At 62.2% G+C, this 25,904-nt stretch carries 22 protein-coding genes; 4 read left to right on the top strand and 18 right to left on the bottom strand.

What is annotated here, in order from left to right; translation table 11 throughout:
• Positions 1 to 362: 362 nt before the first annotated feature.
• The 18 genes from ACHHRT_RS02790 to ACHHRT_RS02875 all read right to left on the bottom strand — a co-directional run bounded on the left by ACHHRT_RS02790 (position 363) and on the right by ACHHRT_RS02875 (position 23,149).
• On the bottom strand, positions 363 to 1,001 hold the full coding sequence (locus ACHHRT_RS02790) for a hypothetical protein (RefSeq protein ID WP_395497476.1): 639 nt from the start codon (positions 999 to 1,001) through the stop codon (positions 363 to 365).
• Positions 1,002 to 1,018: 17 nt separating this feature from the next.
• Complete coding sequence (locus tag ACHHRT_RS02795; protein WP_395497478.1) at positions 1,019 to 2,170, bottom strand: response regulator; 1,152 nt, start codon at positions 2,168 to 2,170, stop codon at positions 1,019 to 1,021.
• Positions 2,171 to 2,241: 71 nt separating this feature from the next.
• Positions 2,242 to 4,587 (bottom strand): ATPase, T2SS/T4P/T4SS family, encoded by a 2,346-nt coding sequence (locus tag ACHHRT_RS02800; RefSeq protein ID WP_395497480.1) that lies wholly within the window; start codon positions 4,585 to 4,587, stop codon positions 2,242 to 2,244.
• Between the two features lie 6 nt (positions 4,588 to 4,593).
• Entirely contained in the window at positions 4,594 to 6,030 is a 1,437-nt protein-coding gene (locus ACHHRT_RS02805) for a hypothetical protein (protein WP_395497482.1), read from the bottom strand.
• A gap of 42 nt (positions 6,031 to 6,072) precedes the next feature.
• Entirely contained in the window at positions 6,073 to 6,690 is a 618-nt protein-coding gene (locus ACHHRT_RS02810; RefSeq protein ID WP_395497484.1) for a GTP-binding protein, read from the bottom strand.
• The gene (locus ACHHRT_RS02815; RefSeq protein ID WP_395497486.1) at positions 6,690 to 7,088 is read right to left on the bottom strand and encodes a roadblock/LC7 domain-containing protein; all 399 of its coding nucleotides are present in this window, start codon (positions 7,086 to 7,088) and stop codon (positions 6,690 to 6,692) included. Before ACHHRT_RS02815 ends, ACHHRT_RS02810 begins: the two co-directional genes overlap by 1 nt.
• A 247-nt stretch (positions 7,089 to 7,335) precedes the next feature.
• Positions 7,336 to 9,015, bottom strand: coding sequence for an N-acetylmuramoyl-L-alanine amidase (locus ACHHRT_RS02820; protein ID WP_395497488.1), 1,680 nt, complete (start codon positions 9,013 to 9,015; stop codon positions 7,336 to 7,338).
• On the bottom strand, positions 9,012 to 11,663 hold the full coding sequence (gene mutS / locus ACHHRT_RS02825; protein ID WP_395497490.1) for a DNA mismatch repair protein MutS: 2,652 nt from the start codon (positions 11,661 to 11,663) through the stop codon (positions 9,012 to 9,014). The genes ACHHRT_RS02820 and mutS overlap by 4 nt, the downstream gene beginning before the upstream one ends.
• A 34-nt stretch (positions 11,664 to 11,697) precedes the next feature.
• Entirely contained in the window at positions 11,698 to 12,000 is a 303-nt protein-coding gene (locus ACHHRT_RS02830; RefSeq protein ID WP_395497492.1) for a DUF167 domain-containing protein, read from the bottom strand.
• 20 nt (positions 12,001 to 12,020) lie between these two features.
• Positions 12,021 to 13,070, bottom strand: coding sequence for a DivIVA domain-containing protein (locus ACHHRT_RS02835; protein ID WP_395497493.1), 1,050 nt, complete (start codon positions 13,068 to 13,070; stop codon positions 12,021 to 12,023).
• 65 nt (positions 13,071 to 13,135) lie between these two features.
• Positions 13,136 to 13,432 (bottom strand): YggT family protein, encoded by a 297-nt coding sequence (locus ACHHRT_RS02840; RefSeq protein WP_395497495.1) that lies wholly within the window; start codon positions 13,430 to 13,432, stop codon positions 13,136 to 13,138.
• 16 nt (positions 13,433 to 13,448) lie between these two features.
• Complete coding sequence (locus ACHHRT_RS02845) at positions 13,449 to 13,784, bottom strand: hypothetical protein (RefSeq protein WP_395497497.1); 336 nt, start codon at positions 13,782 to 13,784, stop codon at positions 13,449 to 13,451.
• On the bottom strand, positions 13,781 to 15,310 hold the full coding sequence (gene metG, locus ACHHRT_RS02850; RefSeq protein ID WP_395497499.1) for a methionine--tRNA ligase: 1,530 nt from the start codon (positions 15,308 to 15,310) through the stop codon (positions 13,781 to 13,783). Before metG ends, ACHHRT_RS02845 begins: the two co-directional genes overlap by 4 nt.
• Positions 15,307 to 16,386 carry a PSP1 domain-containing protein gene (locus ACHHRT_RS02855; RefSeq protein ID WP_395497501.1) on the bottom strand — a complete coding sequence of 360 codons (1,080 nt, stop codon included), beginning with the start codon at positions 16,384 to 16,386 and terminating at the stop codon, positions 15,307 to 15,309. The genes metG and ACHHRT_RS02855 overlap by 4 nt, the downstream gene beginning before the upstream one ends.
• A 17-nt stretch (positions 16,387 to 16,403) precedes the next feature.
• On the bottom strand, positions 16,404 to 17,441 hold the full coding sequence (gene holB / locus ACHHRT_RS02860; protein ID WP_395497502.1) for a DNA polymerase III subunit delta': 1,038 nt from the start codon (positions 17,439 to 17,441) through the stop codon (positions 16,404 to 16,406).
• Between the two features lie 9 nt (positions 17,442 to 17,450).
• Complete coding sequence (locus tag ACHHRT_RS02865) at positions 17,451 to 18,536, bottom strand: 3'-5' exoribonuclease YhaM family protein (RefSeq protein WP_395497504.1); 1,086 nt, start codon at positions 18,534 to 18,536, stop codon at positions 17,451 to 17,453.
• Between the two features lie 12 nt (positions 18,537 to 18,548).
• Positions 18,549 to 21,542 (bottom strand): AIR synthase-related protein, encoded by a 2,994-nt coding sequence (locus ACHHRT_RS02870; protein ID WP_395497506.1) that lies wholly within the window; start codon positions 21,540 to 21,542, stop codon positions 18,549 to 18,551.
• A gap of 227 nt (positions 21,543 to 21,769) precedes the next feature.
• Positions 21,770 to 23,149 carry an integron integrase gene (locus ACHHRT_RS02875; protein ID WP_395497508.1) on the bottom strand — a complete coding sequence of 460 codons (1,380 nt, stop codon included), beginning with the start codon at positions 23,147 to 23,149 and terminating at the stop codon, positions 21,770 to 21,772.
• Positions 23,150 to 23,395: 246 nt separating this feature from the next.
• Between ACHHRT_RS02875 and ACHHRT_RS02880 the strand changes: the two genes are divergently transcribed.
• The 4 genes from ACHHRT_RS02880 to ACHHRT_RS02895 all read left to right on the top strand — a co-directional run bounded on the left by ACHHRT_RS02880 (position 23,396) and on the right by ACHHRT_RS02895 (position 25,896).
• Complete coding sequence (locus tag ACHHRT_RS02880) at positions 23,396 to 24,271, top strand: restriction endonuclease (protein WP_395497510.1); 876 nt, start codon at positions 23,396 to 23,398, stop codon at positions 24,269 to 24,271.
• Between the two features lie 821 nt (positions 24,272 to 25,092).
• The gene (locus ACHHRT_RS02885) at positions 25,093 to 25,371 is read left to right on the top strand and encodes a type II toxin-antitoxin system Phd/YefM family antitoxin (RefSeq protein WP_395497512.1); all 279 of its coding nucleotides are present in this window, start codon (positions 25,093 to 25,095) and stop codon (positions 25,369 to 25,371) included.
• Positions 25,368 to 25,673 carry a type II toxin-antitoxin system RelE/ParE family toxin gene (locus tag ACHHRT_RS02890; RefSeq protein WP_395497514.1) on the top strand — a complete coding sequence of 102 codons (306 nt, stop codon included), beginning with the start codon at positions 25,368 to 25,370 and terminating at the stop codon, positions 25,671 to 25,673. The genes ACHHRT_RS02885 and ACHHRT_RS02890 overlap by 4 nt, the downstream gene beginning before the upstream one ends.
• 85 nt (positions 25,674 to 25,758) lie before the next feature.
• The gene (locus ACHHRT_RS02895) at positions 25,759 to 25,896 is read left to right on the top strand and encodes a hypothetical protein (protein ID WP_395497516.1); all 138 of its coding nucleotides are present in this window, start codon (positions 25,759 to 25,761) and stop codon (positions 25,894 to 25,896) included.
• Positions 25,897 to 25,904 lie beyond the last annotated feature (8 nt).

Here is a 25,904-nt window from a genome sequence, read left to right on the forward strand (position 1 = left end):
AATTTCACTTTTGATTTTTGCTTCGTTCATGGCATTTTTAATGCTCAGGTGATAGCTGGCAAAGCCGATGACCGCGATGGCCAGAAATCCGAGAATGCCCATGACTAAAACCGATCTCATCCGAATGCCCATGGTTTACTCCTTGCTGGAATGGTGACTGGGGGCAGGCCCCGGGGGGGTACGCTCTCGACCGGGAAGTTCGTCCTTGGTCAAAGCTTTGAACATGACGGCCCTAGGACCAGTAAAATAAATGCAAATAGTACCCGTCTTTAGCCATCGGTCAAGCTAAAAAAGTCGACAGGTCGCAAATAACCGGGCTGCGTCAGTGTTACCAGGTGGCAGTAATGGCCCGCCTTTCTCCTTTACAGCACCTTGGCGACATTGGTCCTGAACTCCTGCTCCATGGGGGGATCATCGATCTCCCGACAGAGAGCTTCCACCAGCTCGGGAAACCGGGACTTAGCAAGCTCCCCGGTGGCCAGCCACTTTTCAACGGTTTCCCTGATCACCATATCGGCGATGGGTCCGATGGCCCGAGCCAGTGATTCCTGAAGAATCGGCAGGGCGCTTTTGAGGGGCTCCTCTTCTTTGGCCTCCTCGTAATCCAATTTTCTCATCTGAGCTTTGACCTGCTGGGCTGCGGCCGGATTCTGTCGGATTTTTTCGGCGGAGTTGCGCAGCTCGCCGATCAGCATGGCGCTGGTCATGTTAAGCAGGGCGAAATTGGTGTCCGGTTCGGCCATGATCACCAGCGTGGAGCCCGGCCCGGCCTGCTTGGCCAGGAGCAGGGTGTCGTCGAAAAGCATCTCCACCGAGTTGACGCTGAGCTTGCAGGGCTCGTTCATCCGGAAGATTCGCTCCAGGGAGGCCTCCAGCTGCTTCATGGCCTCGGGCGAATAGTCGGCGGGCATCTCGGAGAAGAGGAGGCTGGGCTCGGCCATGGAGAAAAAGGCTCCCCTGACCCCGGGCAGCATGGTTATTTCCTGTAGTAACGCTTCCATATTCCCACTCCTGGTTTCTAGAGCAGACCGGGTTGGCCCACTTTGGCGCGGGCTACCACCGGACCGAGGGTGGCCGCGATTTTGATCGGCGACGCTTCCGGGGCGAGCTCAATGCCCACCGTGATTTCGGGACCGGGAATGATCAGCAGCTTGTTGCCTTCGGCCTGGGCGAGAATGATGTGCTTCGGCATGGTCGGGCCGTTGAGGGCGTTTCTGATCTTGTCCGCTGTTACCACCACGTAATTGACAAAGGGTTTAAACTCCCGGTTGTTGACGTTTTTGCGCATAATGGTGGAGCCGCCGTTGGTAACCAGCACCAGGCGGTTGATGCCGGGAATGGTGTTGAGCAGTGCTTCCATCTCGCCGCCGATGGCGGATTGACTGGCGGGTTCGGACATGGCCGGATTGGGCGGCGGGAGTTTGGTGCCCCCCAGGTCGAGATCATCCGCCGCCGCCGCGGCGGGTTCAGGGGCCGGAGCCGCTTCCGCCGCCCTTTTCTGGGCCCGCTCGTCACTGAAGCGGGCCCCTTCGATGAGAATAAACCCCAGGGGTTCCGAGATGGTTCGTTTACGGTTCTGGCAGAAGTTATAGATTTCGATCTCGGCCTGTTCCCAGCTGATGATCTCGAAGGCGGCCTCAAGCCCCTCCAGCGGCTCGGTGAAGGCGTTGATCAGTTCGCCGTTCTCGAAAAAGAGGATGCCGGTGCGGGTCCCGGCCTTCACCGTCAGAGTACAGGTTTTGCGATCCAGCTCCAGCAGCTGGAGGAAGGAGGAGAGGGAGACCCCGGTTACCCGCCCCTTGGCCCCCGCCGCCAGGCCGTCCACGATTTTTTTCAGCAGCAGATCAAAGTCGATGGGCTTTTCAATATACTGGAAGGCGCCCATGGTCATCAGCCGGTCTTCCATCTCGGGGGTGCCGTAGGCGGTCATGGCGATCACCGGGATGATCGCTCCCAGCTTGCTGACCCGGCCGATCAGTTCAAAACCGTCCATCTCCGGCATTTTCAGGTCGGTAACCATCAGGTTGACCGGGGTTTTGGCCAGCAGGGCCAAGGCCTCCTTGCCGTTTTCGGCCGTGAGCAGCTCAAATTTATCGGCGTGATTTTTACACATCTCCTGCAAACTGAGTAAAAATCCCCGATCGTCGTCCACGATCAAAACTTTCTTCATAACACCCCTCGTTATGTGGTGAAAAATCCCGGAAGCCGCGGTTGCCGCAGCAGGAACAACCGGGGATTGCTCTACTTGATACAGGCCGCCCTGATCTGGTGCAGGTCGGTCAAACCCTGGAACACCTTTCTGATCCCATCCTGCTTCAGGGTCTGCATTCCCCCCCGCATGGCCTCGTCCCGGATCTCGCTGATGGGACTGTTTCTGACAATCATGTTTTTGAGCTCATCGGTAACCGTCATCAACTCATGGATGGCGATTCGCCCGACATAGCCGCTTTCCCGGCACTTCCCGCAGCCCTTGGGGCGGAAGAGGGTGGCCTGGGCAAAATCCTGCTCGGTCAAAGGGTAAAGGGGGTGGAGACCATACTCCGTCGTCAGCAGTTCGCGTTCCTCCTGGGTCGGGAGATGGGGCTCCCGGCAGTGGGGGCAGAGGCGGCGCACCAGGCGCTGGGCCAGGATCCCCAGCAGAGAATCGGAAAAATTGAAAGGGTCGACCTTCATCCCCAGCAGGCGGGTGACCGTTTCCGGGGCGCTGTTGGTATGCAGGGTAGAGAACACCAGATGGCCGGTGAGGGCGCTTTCCACCACAATTTCGGCCGTTTCCGGATCGCGGGTTTCGCCGACCATGATGATGTCGGGGTCGGCCCGGAGAAAGGCCCGCAGGGCCCGGGCAAAATTCAGGCCGATCTTTTTTTCCACCTGCACCTGGCGCATCCCCTCCTGGACAATTTCCACCGGATCCTCGATGGTCCAGATCTTTTTTTCCGGGCGGTTGACAAAATTGAGGGCGCTGTGCAGGGTGGTGGTTTTGCCGGAGCCGGTGGGGCCCACCACCAGGATCAGGCCGTAGGGCATCTCCAGCAGCCGGCAAAGTTCCCGGTGGTTGCGTTCGGAGAGGTTCATCCGGTCCAGGGGCAGGGCGCCGCCGCCGCTGAGAATTCGCAGGACCATGTCTTCATTGCCCCCATGGGTGGGCAGGGTGGCGACCCGCAGCTCAATCTTGCCATGGCGGGTTTTCAGGTTTATTTTGCCATCCTGGGGCAGCCGTTTTTCCGAGATATCCAGTTTGGAGATGATTTTCAGCCGCGAGATCAGGGAGCGCTTGTAGGTGTGGGGAATGTTTTTGTAGGGGGTGCAGGCCCCATCGACCCGGAAACGGATGGCGGTGCCCTTCTTGCCGGGCAGGGACTCGATATGGATATCCGAAGCCCGGCGGGTCACGGCGTCCTCGATGATCTTGTTGGCCATCTGGACAATCACCCCGTCGGCGGCGCTGCCGATCTCCTCATCATCTTCCGCCGTCCCCTCGTCATGCTCTTCCAGCAGTTCGATGGTGGCGAACACATCCTGCTGAGCCGTTCCGGCATCGGCGGAATGTTTGCCGTAAAAATAGTCGATGAACCGGTTGATATCCTCCTTGAGGGCCACCGCCAGCCTGAACTCGGTGCCGTGCAGTACCGAACGGATGTTGTCATGCTTGCCCAGGTCGTTGGGGTTGTCGACCAGGACCATGATTTTGCCGTCGCCGCCGACGATGGGGACAAAAAGGTTGGTACGGAAGTAGTTCTCCTTGATCCCCTGGATGCAGACCGGGCGCTCCACCTCCTCGTTGTCGACAAATTCGACGAAGGGACACTGGTAGTATTCGCTCAAGGAAGTTCCCAGCTGCTGCTTGGCGACCCTGAATTCGCTGAGCAGGATGTTGTCCAGGGTGTTGTTGTGCAGCTTGGCTTTCGCCTTGGCCTCCTCGAACTGGGCCGGGGTGATCAGTCGGCTGCGGACCAGGCCGATAAAGCGCCCGTATTTCCCCGCGGTCTGGGAGAGGGCGGTCAGCCGCTTGTGGGCATTACGGAAGGCGGGGTCAAGGGCGACGATCTGTTTTAGGGTGTTGATGGCGGGGGAGACCGAGCCGGTGCGCTCGTAAGTTATCGCCAGGGCGTCCAGGAGTTGAAGCAGCTCATTTTGACGGACAGCCCCTTTTTGCTGGCAGGCCTTTTCGAAATGCTCAATGGCCTCAAACGGCCGGTCCAGTTGCAGGCAGCACTCGCCGATTTTGCCGTGGACCACGGCCTGCCGGAAGCTGCCCCCCAGCAGCCGGTGGAGCTGGTCGTTGGCCTCGGTGTAAAAGCCGGCCATCATCAGGCCCATGGCGTTCTCGAAGCGGTCGGCTTCGGACAGCTCGGCCTCGGCGGGCGCGGCGGGGCGGGGGGCGGCCCCCTTGTGGGAACTGCTGGTCTGGATGGCAACCATCCGTTCCGCCAGCTGATCCCGGAGAATGGGCTGATCTTTGCCCACCTCGGCCAGCAAAGCCTGGTAGATCTGCAGGGCTTCCTCTATCAGGCCCTGGCTGGAGTAGAGATCCGCCTCGGCCATTTTCGCTTCCAGCTGGCTGGGAGCGGCTGTGGTGGTTGGCATGCTCATTTAGAGGGAAGCGGTTCTGACGGTTATCACCCGGACGGTTTGATCGCCTTTGCTGAGTCTGCCGGCGACCATGGAGTCGGGATCGTTTTCGGGAATCCAGCGCCACTGGGGAGTGACCTGCAGGAGGTCGATGGGGGCTCCCACCCGAAAGGCGGTGCCGCTGTTTTCCTTAAAGAGCAGGACGATGGGAGCTTTCTTGGCCGCCCGTCCCTCCGCGCCATCCGTGGCCATGGGTACCGCCATGTTATTGAGGATCGACTCGGAGTTGTGGGCCAGGTCGCCGGTAACTTTGGATTTGATCCGGCCGAAAAGACCTTCTTTCAGATTTTTGAGCGGGAAGAAGGGGCCGGTGGCCCCTTTGGGCGGCACCCCCTGGAAGGCGATCTGGTCGGGGAGAAAGGCGACCGTCTGGCCGTTCCAGGTGGTGGTGGCCAGTACCTTCCAGGGAGACGCCCCCGGCGACCGGTTGGCCCCCGGGGCCGGATTCTCCGCGGGAGATGATCCCGGGCCGCCCTGGCGCCGGGCCTCGTCCAGGGCCTGGGCCAGGATCTCCCGCTGTCGTTCCAGGCGTTTGCGGAGATCGGCGTGGATGGCGTGCAGTTTCTCGTAGCCCTGGTTTTTGCCAAACAGCCGCTCCATGGGCAAGATCCGTTTGGCAATACATTTCTCCAGAATGGTGAGGTGGGCGGCGATGGCTTCGGTCAACCTGGGTGAAAGCGCGCCGTTTCGGGTGGGGGGAGCGGCGGCCGGCTGGGCTGCCGCCGTCGGAACCGTCTGCGGCGATTTTGCAACCTGCTCCTCTCTTTCCTCTCTTTCCTCTCTTTCCTCCTGTTCCTCCCGCTCCTCGGGGGTCGCCACCCGGTCATCATCCTTCAGGATGTGGGGGGCCACGGCGCGCAGCCTGGCCAGGGCCAGGACCACCATGTTTTGGGCCCCGGCGCCGGGGTCTTCGGCAATCATGGTCGCTTTGATCGCCTCCATCCCCTCCTGCATGGCTTTGGGGGCCGAAGTGGGCACAATCTGCGAGGCCACCGCCATGGAGTCCAGGATCTCCTCCATGGTGCTGAAGAGCTCGGCCAGGTCCTCGGCCCGCTCCGAGTCAAGAATCGCCTGGATATTTCGCAAGGCCAGGCGGGTCAGGTCGATGTTGGTCTGGGAGATCTCCCAGTCCAGGGAGAGGAGGGCCTCCTCCAGGTTGTAAATCTCCTCGGGGATTGCCGACGCTTTGTCGGCAGTCGTTTCGGGGGCGGGGGCAGGGGGGGGAGGAGCCGCGGCGGGCTTGGGATCGGTGGCCCGCCGGGCCGCCGACCCCGGGTCCTGGCCGTTACCTGCGGTTTTATCGGTTTTTTCGTTATCACCGCTGTAGGGGCCGAAGAGGTTGTCGATGGCGTCGTCGAGTTCGCTGTGGAATTCCTGCTCTGCCTTGCTTGGGCTCATGCTCTGCTCCTGAGGAATTTGCCGACCTTGGGCTTAAGCTGCTTACAGGTTGGTCAGCAGGTGTTTGTTTGCCACGTGACGGACCGTCTGCTTGCTGATCTCCCGCAGGGTTTCAAAAACCCCCTTGCCTTCCACCGCCGAGGCCAGAAAGGTTTGGACCTTGAGGGTACTGTTCAGGTCACTCTCCAGCTCCTCAATGGTCAGGGTGGGAGTGGGGCCCTCGGCCAGGTCCCTTTTGTTGTACTGAATGACCAGGGGCATCTCTTCAATTTTGAGCCCGTACTCCAGCAAGTGCTGGCGGAGATCCTGCAGGCTTTCGATATTGCTCTCCCGGCGGACCCGCAAAGGGTCGGCCACGAAAACCAGGCCGTCCACCCCCTTGAGAACCAGCTTGCGGGTGGCGGCGTACATCACCTGGCCGGGCACGGTGTAGAGCTGGATGCGGATGTTGAAGCCCCGGATGGTGCCCAGATTAAGGGGGAGCAGATCGAAGAACAGGGTGCGGTCACCTTTGGTGTCGATGGTGAGCATCTTGCCCCGGTCCTTTTCGGCCATGGACTCGTAAACGTTGAGCAGGTTGGTGGTTTTGCCGCAACGGCCCGGGCCGCAATAGACGATTTTGCAATGTACTTCCCTTTTGCTGAGATCAATCAGGGCCATCAATATCCCTCGAAAATCTTGAGGATGGTCGCGGAAATATCGTTCACCCGGCAGCGGACCAGCCCCAGGGAAACGTCCTCCCGGAAGATGGTGATCAGGATCAGTTCATCCCCGATCCGGCTGAAATGGATGTTGTCGGTTTTACCTTTGTGGAACAGCAGGGAGAAATCTTCTTCGCCGATAAGTTTGGCGATCTGGGAGGTGGCCCCCAGGTTGGCGGCCGCCAGGGCGGCCAGGGAGATGGCGTCGATTTCGGCGGAATCCTGGCCGCAGTTGGAGAGAATGTTGCCGGCGCCGTCAATGAGCAGGGCGGTGCGGACCCCGGCGCTGATCAGCGAGTTTTCAAGGGCCAGGCGGGTTCTTTCCAGAATTCCCGCGGTGAGTATAAAATCCCGCATATTGGTTTTCTCCTACGCTGAGGGAGTTGGAGGGTTACAAATAAATGGAGTCGCAGGCCGGAATTTATGGGGCCCGGGTCAAGGTGATATCAGTTATCAACCGGGCAGTATTTTGGCGCTTTCCCTCCTTCACGCTTGCTCTGTTCAAGGTAATTAATCAGTTTAACGCAGTAACAACTTGTACGATTTACCTGGAAAAAAAAATGGTGTCAAGCAGAGAACGCCAACCGCTTTCCCCCCAAAGCGTTCAGCGGGCGGCGGTTTTGAGGTTGGTGGCGTACTGCCTGACCCCTTCGGCGATGCTTGCCGCCAGTTGGTTCAGGTATTGCTCATCGGTCAGCAGGTGCTCCTCCTCCGGATTGCTGATGAACCCCACCTCCACCAGCAAGGCCGGCATTCGGGCCCCGATCAGTACCACAAAGGGCGCCCGGCGGATTCCCCGGTCGTTGATCCGGCCGCCGTAGGTTTGGCGCAGGCTCTCCACCACCGTTTCGTGGACCATGTTGGCCAGGTGGACCGATTCCTGCAACTTGGCGTTGTTGATCAGCTGGTGGACGATGTTCTGCAGATCGCTGAAGCTGCGGGCCGAGGAGGCGTTTTCCCGGGCCGCCACCCGCATCGCCTCGTCGTCGCTGGCCACCATGTCCAGGATGTAGGTTTCCACCCCCCGGGCTCCCCGGTTGGGGGCTGAGTTGACGTGGATGGAGATGAAGAGATCGGCGTCCCGGCTGTTGGCGATGGCGGTTCTCTCCTCCAGGGGCAGGAAGATGTCCCGGTCACGGGTCAGGATCACTTCGCTGCCCAGTCGTTGCTTGAGGGCGGTGGCCAGCAGCTTGGCAACCCTTAAGGTTACATCCTTCTCCATGATCCCCGAGGGGCTGATCGCCCCGGGGTCGCGACCCCCGTGGCCGGGATCGATCACCACCCGGCGCACCCCCAGGCCCAGCTGCTGGGCCAGGGAGAGGGGCGGGGGCGGAGCGCCGGGGGTGGCCACCCGGGTGGGCGCGGCCTTGGGGGGGCTGAGGGGCTGAATAACCCGCAAGGTCGGGGGGGCCGGTTGACCCAGCAGGTCGATCACCACCCGGGAGGGATTGTCCAGGCTGAAAATCTTGTAATCATCGATTCGGGTCTGGGTATCCAGCACCACCCGGACGGTGTCGGGGTCATGTTGAGCCAGGCGAATGCGCCGGAGCAGGCCATCCTCGATGGGGGTCTCCCCCCGGGTGATCCGGGGGCTGAGGCGGGCGCCGCTCAGGTCGATGTAGAGGCGCCGGGAATCATCACCGTTGGCCAGCATGTGGCTGCGGAAGCTCAGCGGCTCGGTGGTCTCGATCACCACCCGGGTGTAGCTGTCGCTGGACCAGTGGCGAACCGGCAGCACTTCGCCCCCCGCCGCCGTCGTCGCCGCCGCCGGTGAGGATTCCAGTTCCCGCAACTGGCGCCGGGCGCTGGCAGCCATCTCCCCGTCGGGATAGAGGGCCACGATCCGGCGCAGGGCGCGGCCGGCCCGCTCCGGCTCCTTGCGGTCATGGAGGAAGATATTGGCCAGATAGAAGAGGGCGTCGTCGGCCAGGTAGTGGCGAGGGTATTTGGCCTGTAGATCCTGGAAATAGGTGATCGACTCGGCCAGGTCCAGCTGGTTCTGGTCGCGCCGGTAGAGCTGGTGATAGAGGGTACCCAGCAGGTAGAGGCTTTGGGGGGCCACTTGGTGGGTGGGGTTTTCCCGCTGCAGGCGTTGCAGGGCCTGCCCGGCCCGCAGCCAGTTGCCCCGGGTTCGTCCCTCGGGGCCGTTGAGCAGGCGCTGGTAGTAATCCCGGATCTGCTGAAACTGCTGGATGGGGTCGGGGGTGCTGCCGGTGGCGGTGAGCGGCAGGGAGCCGCCGATCAGGGCAAGGAGCAGCAAGATGGGCAACCACAGTTTCTTCACAGCTGTTTCAACTCATATAAAAGCTTGAGGGCCTCCAGCGGGGCCAGGTTGTCGGGCTGGATCTCCTGCAGGCGACGGCGCAAGGGGTCTGCACCGGCGCCGAACAGGGGTAACTGGCTGGGGTGATCGGCCAGGGCCTTGTCGGCCCTTCCGGCCCCGCCCGTGGCGATGCGGGGCTGGCCCTGGCGGTTGAATTCGCCCTGCTCGATATTATGCAACAGTTCCTTGGCCCTGGCAACCACCGCCGGCGGCACTCCGGCCAGGGCCGCCACCTGGATGCCGTAACTGCGGTTGACCCCGCCGGGCATCAGCTTGTGGAGAAAGATGATGGTGTCGTTCCACTCCCGGACCGCGATGTGGAAATTGTGTACCCGGGGGCGGGCGGTCGCCAGTTCGGTCAACTCGTGGTAGTGGGTGGCGAACAGGGTCTTTACCCCCTTCTCCTCCTTGTCGGTCAGGGCCTCGGCCACGGCCCAGGCGATGGCCAGACCGTCGAAGGTGGAGGTTCCCCGGCCGATCTCGTCCAGGATCACCAGGCTTTTGGCGGTGGCGTTGTTGAGGATGTTGGCGGTTTCGTTCATCTCCACCATGAAGGTGGATTGGCCCCGGCGCAGGTCATCCATGGCCCCGACCCGGGTGAAGATCCGGTCCACCACGCCGACGCGGGCCTGGGCCGCCGGCACGAAGCTGCCCATCTGGGCCATCAGGACGATCAGGGCCGTCTGCCGCAAGACCGTGGATTTACCAGCCATGTTGGGGCCGGTGATGATCATCAGCTCCCGCTCATTCTGGTCGAGATGGATATCGTTGGGGACGAAGCGACCCGGGGGCAGGTGGCGCTCGATCACCGGGTGGCGCCCTTCGCTGATGATGATCTCCTCGCCATCATCCACCTGGGGCCGGGTGTAGTTGTGCCGGGCGGCCCCGATGGCCAGGGCGGCCAGCAGGTCCAGCATCGCCAGGGCCCCGGCGCTGTGCAGAATCCGGGAGCCGGCGGCGGCCACCCGGGCCCGGATTTCACCAAACAGGCGATACTCCAACTCCAGCCGCCGCTCCTCGGCCCCGCTCACCTTGTTTTCAAACTCCTTCAACTCCGGGGTGATGTAGCGTTCGGCGTTGACCAGGGTCTGCTTGCGGATATAGTCGGCCGGGACCTCGCCCGCCTTGGCCCGGCTGACCTCCAGGTAGTAGCCGAAGACCTTGTTGAACCCCACCTTGAGGGTGGGGATGCCGGTCCGCTCCCGTTCCCGGGCTTCCAGGCCGGCGATCAGCCCCTTGCCGTCGCGGAGGATGGTGAGCAGTTCGTCCAGTTCGGCGTGGTAGCCCTGGCGGATCAGGTTGCCTTCCCGCAGCCCCACCGGGGCATCGTCACGGATGGCGGCGGCCAGCAAGCCATGGAGATCATCCAGCAGGTCGATCTCTCCGCCCAATTCACCCAGCAAACCGGGGCGGCCCGCCAGCAGTTGCTTGATCGCGGGCAACTGGGCCAGGGAGAGCTTGAGGGCGGTGAGATCGCGGGCGTTGGCGCTGCCCAGCACCGCCCGGCTGTTGAGGCGTTCCAGGTCGTAGACCGCTCCCAGGGCCTGGTCCAGTCGCCGGCCCAGCTCCTGGTCCCGAAGCAGCTCTTCCACCGCGTCCAGGCGGCGGCGGATGGCGGCGACATCCTTGAGCGGCATCAGCAGGCTTTTCCGCAACTGCCTGGCCCCCATGGGGGTGCGGGTGTAGTCCAGGGTCGCCAGCAGGGAGCCCTCCCGCTGGGCCCCGCTGATGGTCCGGGTCAGCTCCAGGTTGCGGCGGGAGGCTTCGTCCAGCAGCAGCACCTGTTCCCGGTCCATGGGGGCCAGCCGCTCCAGGTGGGAGAGTTCGCACTTCTGGGTTTCCCGCAGGTAGGCGAACAGGGCTCCGGCCGCCCCGATCCCGGTTTCCAGGTGCTCGCAGCCGAAACCGGCCAGGTTGGCGGTGCCGAAATGCTCCAGCAGCAGCTCCCGGGCCGGGCCGGGCTGAAAACCGGTTTCCGGGCGGGGGGTGAAGCAGCACTGGGGCAGCAGGGCAGCCAAGCTGGCGGTCAATTCGGCCAGGGGGCCCTGCTGCCGGCCGGCGGTGGAATCCGCTGGGTCGCCGGCCGGCAGCAGGATCTCCGAGGGGGTCAGCCGGCCCAGGTCATCCAGCAGCTCCTCCCGCTTGTCGTGTTCGCCGACCAGAAATTCGCCGGTGGAGAGATCCAGCAGACTTACCCCCAGCCGCGGTCCCCGGAGGCAGATGGCCGCCAGAAAGCGGTTCTCCTTGTCGTCCAGCAGCTGGTCTTCGATCACCAGGCCCGGGCTCACCACCCGGACCACCTCCCGGCGGACCAGCCCCTTGCTCTGGCCGGGCTCCTCCATCTGTTCGCAGATGGCCACCCGCCGCCCCGCCTTGATCAGTTTGGCCAGATAACCGGTGGCGGAATGGAAGGGCACCCCGCACATGGGAATCTTGTCGGCCTCATCCTTGCTGCTGCGGGAAGTAAGGGTGATGCCCAGAATCCCGGCGGCTTCCACGGCGTCAGCGAAGAACATCTCGTAGAAGTCCCCCATCCGGTAAAAGAGAATGGTGTCCGGATGCTGGTTTTTGATCTCCAGGTACTGCTGGAGCATGGGGGTTATCTTCATGCCGCCACAAATCCTCGCTCTTCTCGTCAGCCCCTTAAGGACGGGGCGGCAGCAGCTTGCCCCGCGCTTCGGCCCGGCTGATGTTTTGCAGATGGAAACGTTTGTCGCGGGAGCCGGCGCCGCCCACCAGGGTGACCGCCGCGCGCGGCAACCCGAGAACCCGGGCCAGGAAGGCGATCAGGGCGGTATTGGCCTTGCCGTCAACCGGCGGGGCCGCCACCGCGATTTTCAGGGCGTCGCCATACTCGCCCCTGATCCGGGTGCGGGTGGCGCCGGGCTGGGCCCTGACCCGCAACAGCACGGCGGTATCGTCGTCCAGGGATTGCAGCCAGTCCATGGGGGGTACCCGGGCGTTTTTCAGCTTTTGGAGGGCTCCTCGTCGTCATCCAGGGAGATATTCAGATCCGGCTCCTCGCCCAGCAGATCGTCCTGGTCGAGCAGCTGCAACTCCTCGTCGTCGATCACCAGGCGCTCCTCCTCTCCTCCTTTCTCATCCTGTTCGGGGAGTAGCAGGTCCACGCTCTCGATGCTCAGCAGGTTGTTCGACTTGTCCTCCTCCGGTTCCTCCTGATCCAGGGGATCCTCCAGGGTGAAGATCATGTCGCCGTCCAGATCGGGCATGGTCAGATCTTCCAGCTCGGGTGCGGGTTCCGCCGGTGGGGCGGGCGGGGGTGAGGATTCGGCTTTCTCCTCGGCTTTCTCCTCGGCCATGGTGAGCAGGTCGTCAGACAGTTCGATGCTTTGATAGAGATCCTCGATTTCGTCGGAGTCGGAGTCGGCCGCCGTTTCCGCCGGCTCAACGGTTTCCACTGGTTCCACCGGCTTGATGAAGGCGCTGGTCGCCCCGGCCCCGGCCGCGCCAACGGCGGCAACCCCGGTGGCGCCGGCCATGACGGGGGCGACATCGTCCTGCTGAATTTTAGCCAGATAGCTCTCCAGCAACTGGCGGACCTCCTCCCGGACCTGGTCCTTCATGGCCCGCAGTCGATCCAGTTCCCGTTCCAGCTTGGCAACCTCCTGGCCGGCGCTCTCCTCCAGTTCCCGGGCTTCCTGCCGGGCTTTTTCGGTCAACTCCCGGGCTTCCTGTTGGGCTTTGCCGGTCAGCTCCTGGGCCTCCTGCCGGGCCTTGGCCAGCAGCTCCCGGGATTCGTTGCCGGCTTTCTCCTTCATCTCGTCGGCAATCTTCTGGGCGGAAAGAATGGCGCTTAATGAGGATTTTTCCTGCTGTTTATAGGTTGTTACTTTCCGCTCCGCCGCCGCCGCCTGCTCTTTCAGCCTCGAGTTTTCGTAGTTGGCGGCCTGGAGGGCCGCGGCCACCTGCTCCAGAAACTCGTCCACCTCTCCCGGATCGAACCCCCGAAAACGGACATGAAACTGTTTGGCTTGGATATCCTGGACTGTCAGCATGGCGTAGCCTCCTTTGCCCTAATTGTAACCGTGGTGGTTATGGTTCCCGTTGCGCCGTTGGACGGTTAGCCAATTGCCCGGGCCAACTGCTGCAGGGTCGGCACCAGGAAACTTTGCAGGAAGATGATGGCCAGAATCAATAAAATGGGTGAGAAATCAAAGCTGCCGAAGACCGGCAGGTAGCCGCGGATGAAGCGCAGGGGCGGTTCGGTGATCTCGTGGAGAAAACGGACGATGGGATTGTACTGGTCGGCGTTGACCCAGGAGATGATGACCCGGCCCAGGATCACCCAGATGTAAACGCTCAGCACAACGTTGATCACACTGGCCAGGGCATTAAGAAAGTTGCTGAGAACAAACATTAACCAATCTCCTCGTTTATGACTCCATTTGAAAACAGTTGAACAGGTGCTGGCGCTCCTCCAGGGTAACCTGGCAGGGTTCGATCGAGGCCGGAGCCGGTTCCTCGGGTCGGTCTGTCGCCTCCGGCCGGGGGAGGGGGGTGGGCTCCCCCAGCAGCGGGGCCAGGCCGGGCGGGCCGATCCTGCCGCCGAGCAGGAGGAGAAAACGCTGCCGCTCCCGGGAAGAAAGCTCCTTTTCCAGCAGCACCAGGCCGCCGGGCAGCGGCAGGGCCCGCAGGGCCCAAAGCTCCGCCTCCCGGCCGACCCGGCTCAAAAATCCTTCCCGGCTGTCGGTTCCGGCATCCCCCGTCATTGGCCCTTTTTGATCCGGGGGAACAAATTTTCGCCCAGGTTGACCGGGGCGCCCGGCGGCAGCACCCCCCAAGCCTGATGGGCCGCCAGCCCGGCGGCCGGATCCAGCGGCAGGGCGGCGGCCATTTTAGCGGCCGCTCCCGGCATGATCGGCTGCAGGGCGCAGGTGAGGCAGCGCAGGGTCTCCAGCAGGGTGTGGAGGACGGTGCGCAACCGCTCGGCCTGGGCGGGGTCCTTGGCCAGCTCCCAGGGCGCGTTGGTCACGATATAGCGATTGGCCCGGCCGATCACCTCCCAGACCCGTTCCAGGGCCTGGCGGAAGGCCATCTCCCGCATCTTGTCCCGGTAGTCGGCCAGCATTTTAAGGCAGGCGTCGGCCAGCTCCTGATCCTCGGCGCTGAGGGGGCCGGGGGTCGGCACCTGGGCGGCGGCGAAATTTTTCACCATGGTCAGGCTGCGGCTGAAAAGATTGCCCAGATCGTTGGCCAGATCCGAGTTGCGGCGGGCCAGGACCGCCTCCGGCGAATAGGAGGAGTCCAGGCCGAAGGACATCTCCCGCAGCAGGAAGTAGCGCACGGTATCCGCCCCGAATTCGGCCACCATTTCGCCGGGCCTGACCACGTTGCCGATGCTTTTGGACATCTTGGTTTCGTTGATGTTCCAATAGCCGTGGACATGGAGGCGGCGATAGGGCGGCAGGCCCATGGCCTTGAGCATGGTGGGCCAGAAGATGGCGTGGGGCTTGAGGATATCCTTGGCGATCAGGTGTTCGGCCCCGGCCCACCAGCGGCCGAAATCGGGCCCGTCGGGATAGCCGATGCCGCTAATATAGTTGATCAGGGCGTCAAACCAGACGTAGGTGACAAAACGTTGGTCGAAGGGTAGGGGAATCCCCCAGCTCAGGCGGCTGACCGGCCGGGAGATGCAGAGATCCTCCAGGGGTTCGCTCAGGAAGGAGAGGACTTCGTTCCGGTAGCGTTCCGGCTGGATGAAATCGGGGTTGGCCTGGATGTGGTCGATGAGCCACTGCTGGTAGCGACTCATCTTGAAAAAGTAGTTCTGCTCGGTCACCGCTTCCGGGGGGGTGAGATGGTCGGGGCAAAGGCCCCCTTCCGTCAGCTCCTTTTCGGTGAGGAACCGTTCGCAGCCCTTGCAGTACAGCCCGGAATAATCGCTGAAATAGATATCGCCGTTGTCGTAAACCCGCTGCAGAATGGCCTGGACGGTGGCCATGTGGGCGGGATCGGTGGTGCGGATAAAGTTGTCGGGGGCCACCTCCAGCAACGGCCAGGTTTCCCGGAACATGGCGCTGATTTGGGCGACATAGTCGCCGACCTCCACCCCGGCGGCCTGGGCCGCCTGGACGATTTTATCGCCATGCTCGTCGGTGCCGGTCTGGAAAAAAACCTGATCACCGTCCAGGCGGGCAAAGCGGCAGATGGTGTCGGCCACCACCGCCGTATAGGCGTGGCCCAGGTGGGGTTGGGCGTTGACGTAAAAGATCGGGGTGCTGATATACAAAGTCATGCTTTCCGTTTTTCCCTGCGGTTTCCTTGACGTTTTTCCGGTGGTTTTTCCGGCTGTTGCTCCTGGTTCTGGGGCGGTCGGCCTCCTCCCTTCAGGGGTTCGCACCGGCTCCACTCGCTGGCCTGCCAGACGATCACCCGGCCGGGATCGTCCAGGGCGCAGACCTCGACATTCTCCTCCAGGACATGGACGCGCAGGACCTTGAAAGTCGCGCCGTCCAGGGTGACGTTCTTGCCGAGCTTGGGCATTTTCCGGCGCAGTTTCTGGTAGGTTTCAAACTCGTAGGTCAGACAGCAGAGCAGGCGGTTGCAGACCCCGGAGATCTTGCTGGGGTTCAGGGGCAGGCCCTGCTCCTTGGCCATCTTGATCGACACCGGGGAGAAGTTGCGAATATAGGCGCTGCAGCAGAGCTCCCGGCCGCAACAGCCGATGCCGCCGATCATCTTGGTCTCGTGGCGCACCCCCACCTGCCGGATCTCCACTCGGGTGCGGAACTCCTGAACCAGATCCTTGACCAGCTCCCGGAAATCCACCCGATTTTCAGCGGTGAAGTAAAAAATAACCTTGCTGCCATTGAAGTAGCGCTCCACCCGGATCAGTTTCATGGGCAGGCGATGTTTGGCGATCAGGTGCTGGCCGGTGGTGAAGGCCTCTTTTTCCCGGGCCTGCAGGCTGGCGAACCGGTCGTGCTCCTCTCGGCTTGCCCGGCGGATGACGGCGGGCACGGTGGCGGGGCGGCCTTTGCAGCCGCCGGCGTTGCCGTTCTCCTCGGAGTCGGAACCGTTCCGCTCCTCGGCGCTCGCCGTTTCGTCGCCCTCGAGCTCCCCCCCGGCTTCACTGGCGGGAGGCTCCTCGGCGGCCCTGGGGCCGCAGGGGCGATAATCATGCAGCACCAGGGCCGGCTCCAGGCCATGGTCGGTCTGGACCATCACCAGTTCGTCCCGGTGCAGGGGCTCGAGCCGGGTGGTTGCCGAGCAGGGCTGATCGGCGGGGCGAAAGCGAATGGCGCAGCAACGCGGCAACACCGTTTCCGGGGGTGGGCTATTTGGGGTTTCGTTGATATTGCAGTTTTCCATGATCGTTCAAAATACCACTAAAGGAGGTCAAAGAAAAGGACTTCGCAGACCAGGCCACGGTTGCAGTTGCGGGCAAGCCGGCGCTTGGCCCGCCGCAGGTGCTCCAGCCGTTCTCCGAGTTGCTGGAAGTTCCAGCGGCTGCGGGCCCGCTCCAGCAGGGGAGTCAGGTCCCGGTTGATCTGGGGCCGGGCCTGGCCGGGGGGTGGATTGGCCGGGCTTGAGGCCAGCAGGGCCAGGTCGTGAAAGCAGGTGGCCAGCAGATCGAGGAAATCTTCCAGATCCTCCTTGAGCAGGGCGCAGCGCTCCGCCGCCGCCAGTACCGCCTCCACCGCTTCCGGCTGTTCGAGCCGGTGGTCCAGCAGCATGGTCAGCACCTCCGCCCGCAGGGGCAGCAGCTCTTTTTCCTGCCAGAGGCGAGCCCGGCTCAGACTGCCTTCGGCCACCGCCGCCAGGGTGGCGGCGGCCCCGGGATCGATGGCGCTCTCGCGGGCCAGGATGGCTGCCACCCCCCCCACGCTGAGGGGGAAAAAGGGGATGATCTGGCAGCGGGAGAGGATGGTGGGCAGGATACCGCCGGCCTCGTCGCCGGTGAGGATGAAAATGGTTCCCGCCGGCGGCTCCTCCAGGGTTTTGAGCAGGCTGTTGGCCGCTTCCCGCCGCAGATTGTGGACCTCGGTGAGCAGCACCACCCGCAGCCGGGCCTCCAATGGGGGGAAGGCCAGGGCCTTTTTCAGCTCCCGCACCTGCTGAATTTTGATTGCCTGACCATCTGGAGCCACCACCAGCAGATCGGGGTGGGAGCCGGCCGCGAATTTACGACAGGAGGGGCAGGTGCCGCAGGCCTCCAGGTCAGCGGAGCGGTCCGGCTGTTGGCCCGTGGCCGGCAGCTTATGGCAGTTGAGGGCGGCGGCCAGGGCATGGGCCAGGCTTTGTTTGCCCACGCCGGTGGTGCCTCGGAAGAGGTAGGCGTGGGCCAGCTTGCCGCCGACCACCGCCCGTCGCAGCATCTCTTTGGCCTTGTTTTGTTCGATGATCTGGGAAAAACGGATGAGCATGGCGGCCGATCAGCCCCACAGGCCCTTTTGGCGGATGGGGGGCTCGGGGGAGGTGGGCTGGTGGTTGTCGCCGGGGCCGGCAGTCTCTTTCGGCTCCTTGGGCGGGGTGGCGGCGGGGTCTGCCGGCGCTTCGGGGGGGTGACCCTGGAGATAGAGGAACCGCTCCAGATTACGCTGGTACTCGGTCCACTGATAGCCCGGTTCCGGGGTCTGCCGCCCCAAACGGGCGAAATAGTTGAGCTTGGCGTCGAGGTCGTCGAGGAAGTGGAGGATAAAGGCCTCCTGCATCATGGGCAGGGTGGGGGCGCCGAATTCGTGGCGGCCGTGGTGGCTTAAGATCAGGTGTTGCAACTGCTCCAGGCGGGCGGCGGGAAAATCGGGGAGCTGCCCGGCTCGAACCCCCACGGTTTCAGCGCCCATCACCAGGTGGCCCACCAGCCGGCCCCGGTTGCTGTACCCGAAGGGATAGCTTTCGTAGGTCAACTCCTCGGTTTTGCCCAGGTCGTGGAGCAGGGCGCCGGCCAGCAGCAGATCGCGGTCGACGGCGGGGTAGAGCCCGCTCACCGCCAGCGCCAGCCGGCCCAGGGCCACGGAATGCTCCAGCAGGCCGCCCAGATAGGCATGGTGCATGGTTTTGGCCGCCGGGGCAATGGTGAAACGGCGGCGCAGCTCTCGATCTTCAATGAAGATGGCGCTGAGCAGTCGCTTGAGGTGGAGGTCGCCGACTTGAGCGATCAGGCCGTCCAGCTCCACCGCCAGTTGCCGGAGATCGATATCGCCGCCGGGGATGAAGTCGGCGGGGTCGATGGCGGCCCCATCCACCGGAGTGATCCGGTTGATCCGCAGTTGGGGGCTGCCCTGGTAGCTATCCCCCTGGCCGCTGATCCGGAGGTAGCTGCCGGGCCGGCAGAGGGGGGCCAGGGCCTCGGCATCGTCCCAGACCGGCCCGCTGATCTCGCCGCTCCTGTCCATCACCTTGAGGCGGAGAAAGGGCTTGCCGGCCTTGGTCTCCCCCCGGTTCATCTCCTTGACCAGGAAGAGCCCTTCCACTCTGCCGCCCTCCGTGATCTCGGCGACCATGGTCCCTTTATCCAACGTGTTCTCCATTCAGAAGGCCAGGGTTTGCTGCCAGCTTTGCTTCAGATCTTCCAGCCGCTCCACCATGATGGTGGTCCCCTTCAGGCCCGAGATCCGTAAAACCGGCTCGGTGGTCACCACGCCGATCCGGCTGCAACTGGTGCCGGCCATTTGCTGTTCAAAGGCGTCGGCGTCGGCGGGGGCCACGGTGACCAGCAGGCGGCTGGCGCTCTCCGAGAAGAGCAGGAAGTCGTCCCGCTCGATCCCTTCGCAGTCGGCCAGGCCCAGGTCCAGGTCCAGCCCCAGATTGCCGGCAAAGGCGGTTTCCGCCGCCGCCACCCCCAGACCGCCGTCGGAGAGATCGTGGGCCGAGGCCACCAGCCCGGCCTTGATCGCCTGGTGCAGAGCCTGGTAGCGCGCCAGGGCGCTGGCGGCATCGACCTTGGGCACCTGGTTGCCGACCCCCCCGTGGCGGGCGGCGTATTCGGAGGCGCCCAGCTCGGGATAGGTCCGGCCCAGCAGGTAAACGAAGTCCCCCGATTTTTTGGCGTCCATGGTCACCGCCTGGCGGACATCGTCGATCTTGGCCACCACCGAGAAGAGCAGGGTGGGGGGGATGGAGATTTTTACGTTGCCCACCATGTAGTCGTTCTTCATCGAATCCTTGCCGGAGATGCAGGGCACCCCGAAGGCCAGGGCGTGGGCGGCCAGGGCCTGGTTGGCCCGCACCAGTTGGGCCAGCTTGTAGGGGCCGTCCGGGGTTTTCTCCGACAGAATCGGGTCGCACCAGCAGAAGTTGTCCAGCCCGGCCATCCGCTCCAGGGAGGCTCCCACCGCCACCGCGTTGCGGATCGCTTCATCCATGGCGCAGGCGGTCATATGGTAGGTGTCGATATCGGAGTAGCGGGGGCAGATGCCGTGGGCGATCACCAACCCCTCCATGGAGTCCAGCAGGGGCCGGATCACCGCCGCGTCGGAAGGACCGTCGTTCTCGGCCCCGGTCAGCGGCTTGACCACGCTGCCGGCCTGGACCTCGTGGTCGTACTGGCGGACCACGTACTCCTTGCTGCAGATGTTGAGCCGGCCCAGCAGGGCGCGCAGTTCGGCCCCCAGTTCGGGGTCGGCCGGCCACTCCGGCTCGGGATGAACCGGCGGGGTCCAACGGGCGACCATCTGCATGGGGGGCAGCCCTTTGTGGATGAAGTCCATCCCCAGGCAGGCCACGGTTTTATCCTGATAGAGGACGTGGAAGTTTTTCTCGGCGGTGAACTCGCCCAGCACCGTGGCCTCCACATCCATCTTGGCGCAGAGGGCCAGGAACTGGTCGATCTTGGCCGGGGAGACCGCCAAGGTCATCCGCTCCTGGGCCTCGGAGATCATGATCTCCCAGGGCTGGAGGCCGGCGTATTTGAGGGGGGCCCGCTCCAGGTGGATCTTGAAGCCGCCGGAGTCCTGGGCCATCTCGCCCACCGACGAGGAGAGGCCGCCGGCCCCGTTGTCGGTGATGGCGGTGTAAAGCCCGAGATCGCGGGCCTTGAGCAGGCAGTCGAACATCTTCTTCTGGGTGATGGGGTCGCCGATCTGGACGGCGGTGGCCGGGGAGCCCTCATGCAGCTCTTCCGAGGAGAAGGTGGCCCCGTGGATGCCGTCCTTGCCGATCCGGCCGCCGGTCATCACGATCAGGTCGCCGGGGTTGGCCTTCTTGTCCTGGGAGGGCTTGCCGTTGACCAGGGCGGGCATGATCCCCACCGTGCCGCAGAAGACCAGGGGCTTGCCGGCGAAACGTTTATCGAAGACCAGGGAGCCGTTGACCGTGGGAATGCCGCTCTTGTTGCCACCGTGTTCCACCCCCAGCCGCACCCCTTCGAAAATCCGCTTGGGATGGAGCAGCCGGGCGGGCAGGGGCTCGTCGTAAAAGGGCGAGGCGAAACAGAAAACGTTGGTGTTGCAGATCAGCTTGGCCCCGATCCCGGTGCCGAAGGGATCGCGGTTGACTCCGACAATGCCGGTGAGGGCGCCGCCGTAAGGGTCCAGGGCCGAGGGGCTGTTGTGGGTTTCGGCCTTGAAGGCCACGTTCCACTCCTGGTTGAAGCGGATCACCCCGGCGTTGTCCTTGAACACCGAGAGGCACCAATCGTTGTCGCCCAGCCGCCGGCGGATCTCGGCGGTGGGATTGCGGATAAAGGTGTCGAAGAGGCTGTGGAAAACGGTGGTCTCGCCGCTTACCGTATCCTCATAATGGATATCGCCGTTGAAGATCTTGTGCTTGCAGTGTTCCGACCAGCTCTGGGCCAGAACCTCCAGCTCGACATCGGTGATCTTCTCGCCCAGGCCCAGGCTTCGGCGGGCGGCCAGCACCGTCGGATCGGCCAGGTGGTCGCGAATCAGTTTCATCTCTTCCAGGGTCAGGGCCAGCACCCCCTCTCGGCTGATCCGCAGCAGCTCCTGGTCATCGACGTTGAGGTCGATCTCCAGCACCTTGACCTGTTCGCCACCCACCACTTTGGGGGCGTGGGCCGCCACCCCGCCCTGGGCGGTGAACTCCTCCCGGGAGAGGACGGTAAAGCGCTCGATCAGTTCGTTGGCCAGCAGGCGGGCGGCGATGGTTTCCGCCTCCTCCCGGCTCAATTTGCCGCTGAGCAGGTACTGGGTGGAGGTGTAAACCGCCTCGCCCTTGGCCAGCTTGCGGCCCAGGAGCAACTCCAGGGCGGCGGCGGCGGTGCGGCCTTCGTTGTCGGTGACGCCGGGCCGGAAGCCGACCTCGATGCACCAGTCGAAGGTAACTTCCTGGCCCAGGGCCAGGGAAGCAGCCACGGCGAAATCCTGGGTCACCGGGTCGCAGTAGGGGCCGGCGGCCACCGCCTGCAACTGTTCCGGGCTGATTTCCGCCTCGACGGTGAAGACCTTGAGGGTCCGCACCTGTTCCACCGCCAGTTTGAGATCGGCGGCGATCCGCTTGCGGGTCGCCTCGCCGAAGGGGTCATTGAGCCGGCTTTTCAGGCCGACCTCGATCCGGGCAAGCATCGCTTAAGTTCCTCGCTCTTTTTTCCGGGGCCGTTTTCCCGTTGCCGGGAGAGGGTTCAAATCATGGTAAGCCGGTTAATATAACCCATCTGATTTTTTTTGCCCGGCCCTTTTTCGTCGCCGTTACATCGCCGAGGAGAACGCCCTCTTCCGCGCCGCCAGACCGCGTCAGGGGCGGCGCTTCAAAGCCGGCCTGCTCCAGAAGCTGGCCGCAGCCGGTTGGCCGTTCACATATCCAGCGGGCTTTTCTTTTCGGTGCTGGTGGTGCTTTTGATGGTGTGGGTGTAGATCATGGTGGTCTTGATGTCGCTGTGGCCCAGCAACTCCTGGATGGTCCGGATATCGACGTTGGCCTGGAGCAGGTGGCTGGCATAGCTGTGGCGGAAGGTGTGGGCGGTGGCTCGTTTGCTCAGTTGGGCCGCGACCACCGCCTGCCGAAGCGCCTTCTGAAGCTGGGTGGCGTGAAGATGGTAGCGCCGGTATTCGCCGCTATCCGGCACCCTGGTCAAATCCTTGGCCGGGAATATCCACTGCCAGGCGAACTCTTTAGCGGCCGAGCGGTATTTCCGGTCCAGGGCGGTGGGCAGAAACACCCCGCCGTAATTGCGGTCCAGGTCGCGCTGATGTTGAATCTTCAAGCTTTCCAGCCGGGCCAGCAACTCCTCGCGCAGCGCCTCGGGCAGCGGCACCGCTCGATCCTTCTGCCCCTTGCCGTCATGGATGGTGATAATCCCGGCATCGAAATTTAGGGCGTGTACCCGCAGGTTAAGGCACTCGAAGAGGCGCAGGCCGCAACCGTAAAGCAGCTTCACCACCAACCGGTACGGCGGTTCCAGCCGGGCCAGGACGCGGTCGATCTCTTCCCGGCTCAGCACCACCGGAATATAGGGCCGCCTTTTGGCCCGCACCACCCCGTCCACCTTGCCGAATTCCCGCTGGAGGACATGGCGGAAGAAAAAGAGCAGGGCATTGAAGGCCTGGTTCTGGGTGGAGGCCGCCACCCGCCGCTGGACCGCCAGCCAGGTGAGAAACTCCTTCACATCGTCAACGGCCAGCGACTCCGGGGGCTTGCCCCGGACATAGACGCGAAACTTACCCAGCCAGTGCCGGTAGATTTTCAAGGTACTGGGGGAGTAGTGGCGAACCTTGATGGAGTTTTCCAGGGCGGTGAATTCCGCCGTCCAGGGACGCGATGCCGACCCTGAACGGGGCTTGGGTTGGGGCGCTGGCTTGGGTTGGGGCGCTGGCTTGGGTTGAAGCTGAGACTGGGGCTGAGCCTTGGCTACCGGGGCGGGAGCGGTGACCGGTTTTGGCGACGGCACCGGCGGCGGTGCGGGAGTGGGCGGGGAAACCGGCAGAAGCTCGTAGTAGAGGGCGACGGCCTGCGCGGCCTGCTCCCGTTGCCAGGGCTCCAGATTCTTCTCTTGCAGCTTTTGGAGAAAAAGCGGAAGGTTTTCCCCGGCTTCGGGGGAGTTTAAATACTTGTGGCAGAAATCGAGGTAATAACGGAGCCATCTCAGGTAGTGCTCCCGATGTTTTTCCGGAACATTTCCGGCCGCTAGCAGTTTTTTGAAACGGCCCTGTAAGGCGGTTGGAATGGTGAGCATGGGGAACTCTACGAAAACTGTTTATTATGCTGTTTTGGAGTGATATACGAAAAAGCAATACCGCATTCAAAAATATCTTGTCAATAAAATTTTTTGCAATTAGCCTTGCAAAAAGGCTCGGTTAGCGCCAGTGCGCACTCACGAATCGCGACATGGCGCGCGGGAAACAGTCGATCCGATCACGCCACGACCTGGATGATAAACGGGTCTGTTTAATTACTTGTTAGGCCAATGAAAGGAAGATAGATGTCAGAATCGATGCCAACATTTGACTCCCTCATGAACCCGCTTCTTGAAGCGTTGTTCGATCTTGGGGGTTCAGGCTCTATTGATGAAATTTACGAAAAAGTCATCGAGATGCAAAGTATCGATGATGAGCTGGCATCGATTCCGCATAACCCGGAGAAAAGCAACCTAACCGAGATCGGTTACCGGATGGCCTGGGCTCGAACGTATTTGAAAAAGTACGGCTTTCTCGAGAATTCGACTCGAGGGGTCTGGGCGCTCACGCCACTTGCTCGTGAAAAGCGGAAGGTCGATCCGAAAGATGTCGTGAAGAAGGTTCGAGAGGCCGATAAAGAAGCGTCTCGGAAGAAGCTAAGAAAGACTAGCCGGGAAGATGCAATTGAGCTGGCAGACGATACAGGAGTTGATAGTGATTCCTGGCAGGAAGACCTTTATCACCTGCTCACCAAGGAAATTGCTCCAGACGCCTTTGAGCGGCTAACTCAGCGGCTACTGCGAGAATCGGGATTCGTTCAGGTTGAGGTTACAGGACGGACCGGCGATGGTGGCATAGACGGTAAGGGGATTGCCAGAATTCATGGATTCATGAGCTTCCATGTCATTTTCCAATGCAAAAAGTATCAAGGTTCAGTTTCGGCTGGGGCTATTCGCGATTTTCGAGGTGCAATGGTGGGGCGGGCTGACAAAGGCCTATTCATAACAACCGGCACCTTTACTCCTGCAGCGATCAAGGAAGCCACTCGCGATGGGGCGCCGCCGATCGACTTGGTGGATGGTGAACACCTTGCAGAAAAGCTCAAGGAGTTTGGTCTTGGAATAAAGACTGAAATGATTGAGAAGGTCACGGTGGACAAACAATGGTTTCGGAATCTTTGAGCCGCGATGGCCTAACAAAAGCGTCAACACGGACCGGCTTTTCCGCTGGAGCTACAAAGCCGGCCGGTTACGCTAAACGTTATACCACTCATCGGAGGGCGGGTAATCGGCAAGAGATACAAGGTCGATTGAGTTATACAAAGGATGACAAGGAAGGGCGGCAAAGCCGCCCCCGGTCCCGTTAGCGGTCCCTCCAGAGGCGACCCGGACCCACCGGCGTGCTTGCTCTCGCCCTTGAGGGGCGGCCGCCGCTGCCGGGGGTAGAGAGTGAGGGGTTGTAGAGCTGTACAGTCTGCGAGAAGCACAGAGGCAAAGACAGGGGCCGACAGTGCATCCACGGCAGAGGCATTGGGAAGGTAGCTCGCACCACACCCTGGGGGGTTGTGGGTAGGCAGCCTTGTCTGGTTACCGGCAGGAGAGAACAGCGACAAGCTGTACCGTCTGCGATATCCGCCGGGCGGCAGGTACGCGGCTGACTGGATTCAGGCGGCCAGGTCGATCAAAACAAAAAGAGGCCCGTTGCCTTCACCCGGCGGGGCCGGGCTGCGCTTCGCTTGTCGACGTCAGTACCTGCCGCCCGGCGCGAAAGGCATCGAACCCGAAGGCGGAGCCGTAGGCAGCAACCCCAGCAAGGGCATTAAAACCCGCTGTAAGGGCCGTTCACCGTCAAAGTATAACCCCAGGGGTTGCACCCGACCGAAATACGGACAGAGGCCATTTAAACGCCGTTGTCGGCGGGTGAACCCCAACGTTTGCCGAAAACGCATTGCGCAACCAACCTTCTAGTGATACGTTTGGAGGTACAAAAGGAGGTACGGCCAATGCAAAGAACGCCCAAAATCATTCCTATCTCGGATCTCCGCCAAAACGCCAGTGGCGTCATCAAGCGAGTAGCAGCATCTCGCGAGCCCTTGTTCATTACCCAACGAGGCAGGGCTGCCGCAGTCATGGTCAGCATGAAGGAATATGAGCATACTCAGCATGAGCTCGAAATTTTGAAGATTCTGGCTCAAGGCGAGAAAGATATTGAGGCTGGCGTAGGTTTTGATATGGAAGACGTGATGGCCGAAGCCAAAGCGCTGCTGGCGGAAGAACCATGAAAATCCGTTTTTCTCCGCCAGCGCGTGAGCAATTCATACGAGCACTTGCCTATATCCGCCGCGACAACCCGTCCGCGGCGGTTTCTTTTCAGCAAAAGGCTGAAAAGATGCTCTCCCGGCTTTGTGATTATCCAGAATCAGGGAGGAATTTGCCTGAATTTCCGGAAATCCACTACCGAGAAGTAATTGTCGCTCCTTATCGATTCTTTTACCGGGTCAGGGGCAATGCCGTGTGGATTGTGGGCGTTTGGCATGGAGCGCAGATACCCAGCGAGCCATCAGATGAATCGGCTAACACTTAATCAAGCGGACGGAAAATGCTAGCAGCAAAAGTTGAAAAGGTTCGGTGGTGTGCGTAGGTTGCGTCGCCACCGCTTATTTCTACCGTTGAACCTGTGTAAAAAGTTAATTCATTGTAGTTTCGACTGTATTTTTATAGTGGTGGTGGATTTCAGCGTGGTTTACGAGAATGATGATCTGCTGGTGGTGAACAAACCGGCCCCGTTGGCCGCACTGATCGCCTAGCCACCCCG

Source organism: Desulfurivibrio modestus (assembly GCF_044068625.1).
Classification (GTDB): Bacteria; Desulfobacterota; Desulfobulbia; order Desulfobulbales; family Desulfurivibrionaceae; genus Desulfurivibrio.

Excerpts from the sequence above, each read along its gene's own strand:
- ACHHRT_RS02810 (WP_395497484.1), bottom strand. The coding sequence starts at position 6,690 with ATGGCCCTGATTGATCTCAGCAAAAGGGAAGTACATTGCAAAATCGTC.
- ACHHRT_RS02870 (WP_395497506.1), bottom strand. The coding sequence starts at position 21,542 with ATGCTTGCCCGGATCGAGGTCGGCCTGAAAAGCCGGCTCAATGACCCC.
- ACHHRT_RS02885 (WP_395497512.1), top strand. The coding sequence starts at position 25,093 with ATGCAAAGAACGCCCAAAATCATTCCTATCTCGGATCTCCGCCAAAAC.
- ACHHRT_RS02890 (WP_395497514.1), top strand. The coding sequence starts at position 25,368 with ATGAAAATCCGTTTTTCTCCGCCAGCGCGTGAGCAATTCATACGAGCA.
- ACHHRT_RS02845 (WP_395497497.1), bottom strand. The coding sequence starts at position 13,784 with ATGACGGGGGATGCCGGAACCGACAGCCGGGAAGGATTTTTGAGCCGG.
- metG (WP_395497499.1), bottom strand. The coding sequence starts at position 15,310 with ATGACTTTGTATATCAGCACCCCGATCTTTTACGTCAACGCCCAACCC.
- ACHHRT_RS02855 (WP_395497501.1), bottom strand. The coding sequence starts at position 16,386 with ATGGAAAACTGCAATATCAACGAAACCCCAAATAGCCCACCCCCGGAA.
- ACHHRT_RS02880 (WP_395497510.1), top strand. The coding sequence starts at position 23,396 with ATGTCAGAATCGATGCCAACATTTGACTCCCTCATGAACCCGCTTCTT.
- holB (WP_395497502.1), bottom strand. The coding sequence starts at position 17,441 with ATGCTCATCCGTTTTTCCCAGATCATCGAACAAAACAAGGCCAAAGAG.
- ACHHRT_RS02790 (WP_395497476.1), bottom strand. The coding sequence starts at position 1,001 with ATGGAAGCGTTACTACAGGAAATAACCATGCTGCCCGGGGTCAGGGGA.
- ACHHRT_RS02815 (WP_395497486.1), bottom strand. The coding sequence starts at position 7,088 with ATGCGGGATTTTATACTCACCGCGGGAATTCTGGAAAGAACCCGCCTG.
- ACHHRT_RS02840 (WP_395497495.1), bottom strand. The coding sequence starts at position 13,432 with ATGTTTGTTCTCAGCAACTTTCTTAATGCCCTGGCCAGTGTGATCAAC.
- ACHHRT_RS02795 (WP_395497478.1), bottom strand. The coding sequence starts at position 2,170 with ATGAAGAAAGTTTTGATCGTGGACGACGATCGGGGATTTTTACTCAGT.
- ACHHRT_RS02805 (WP_395497482.1), bottom strand. The coding sequence starts at position 6,030 with ATGAGCCCAAGCAAGGCAGAGCAGGAATTCCACAGCGAACTCGACGAC.
- ACHHRT_RS02875 (WP_395497508.1), bottom strand. The coding sequence starts at position 23,149 with ATGCTCACCATTCCAACCGCCTTACAGGGCCGTTTCAAAAAACTGCTA.
- mutS (WP_395497490.1), bottom strand. The coding sequence starts at position 11,663 with ATGAAGATAACCCCCATGCTCCAGCAGTACCTGGAGATCAAAAACCAG.
- ACHHRT_RS02830 (WP_395497492.1), bottom strand. The coding sequence starts at position 12,000 with ATGGACTGGCTGCAATCCCTGGACGACGATACCGCCGTGCTGTTGCGG.
- ACHHRT_RS02800 (WP_395497480.1), bottom strand. The coding sequence starts at position 4,587 with ATGCCAACCACCACAGCCGCTCCCAGCCAGCTGGAAGCGAAAATGGCC.
- ACHHRT_RS02835 (WP_395497493.1), bottom strand. The coding sequence starts at position 13,070 with ATGCTGACAGTCCAGGATATCCAAGCCAAACAGTTTCATGTCCGTTTT.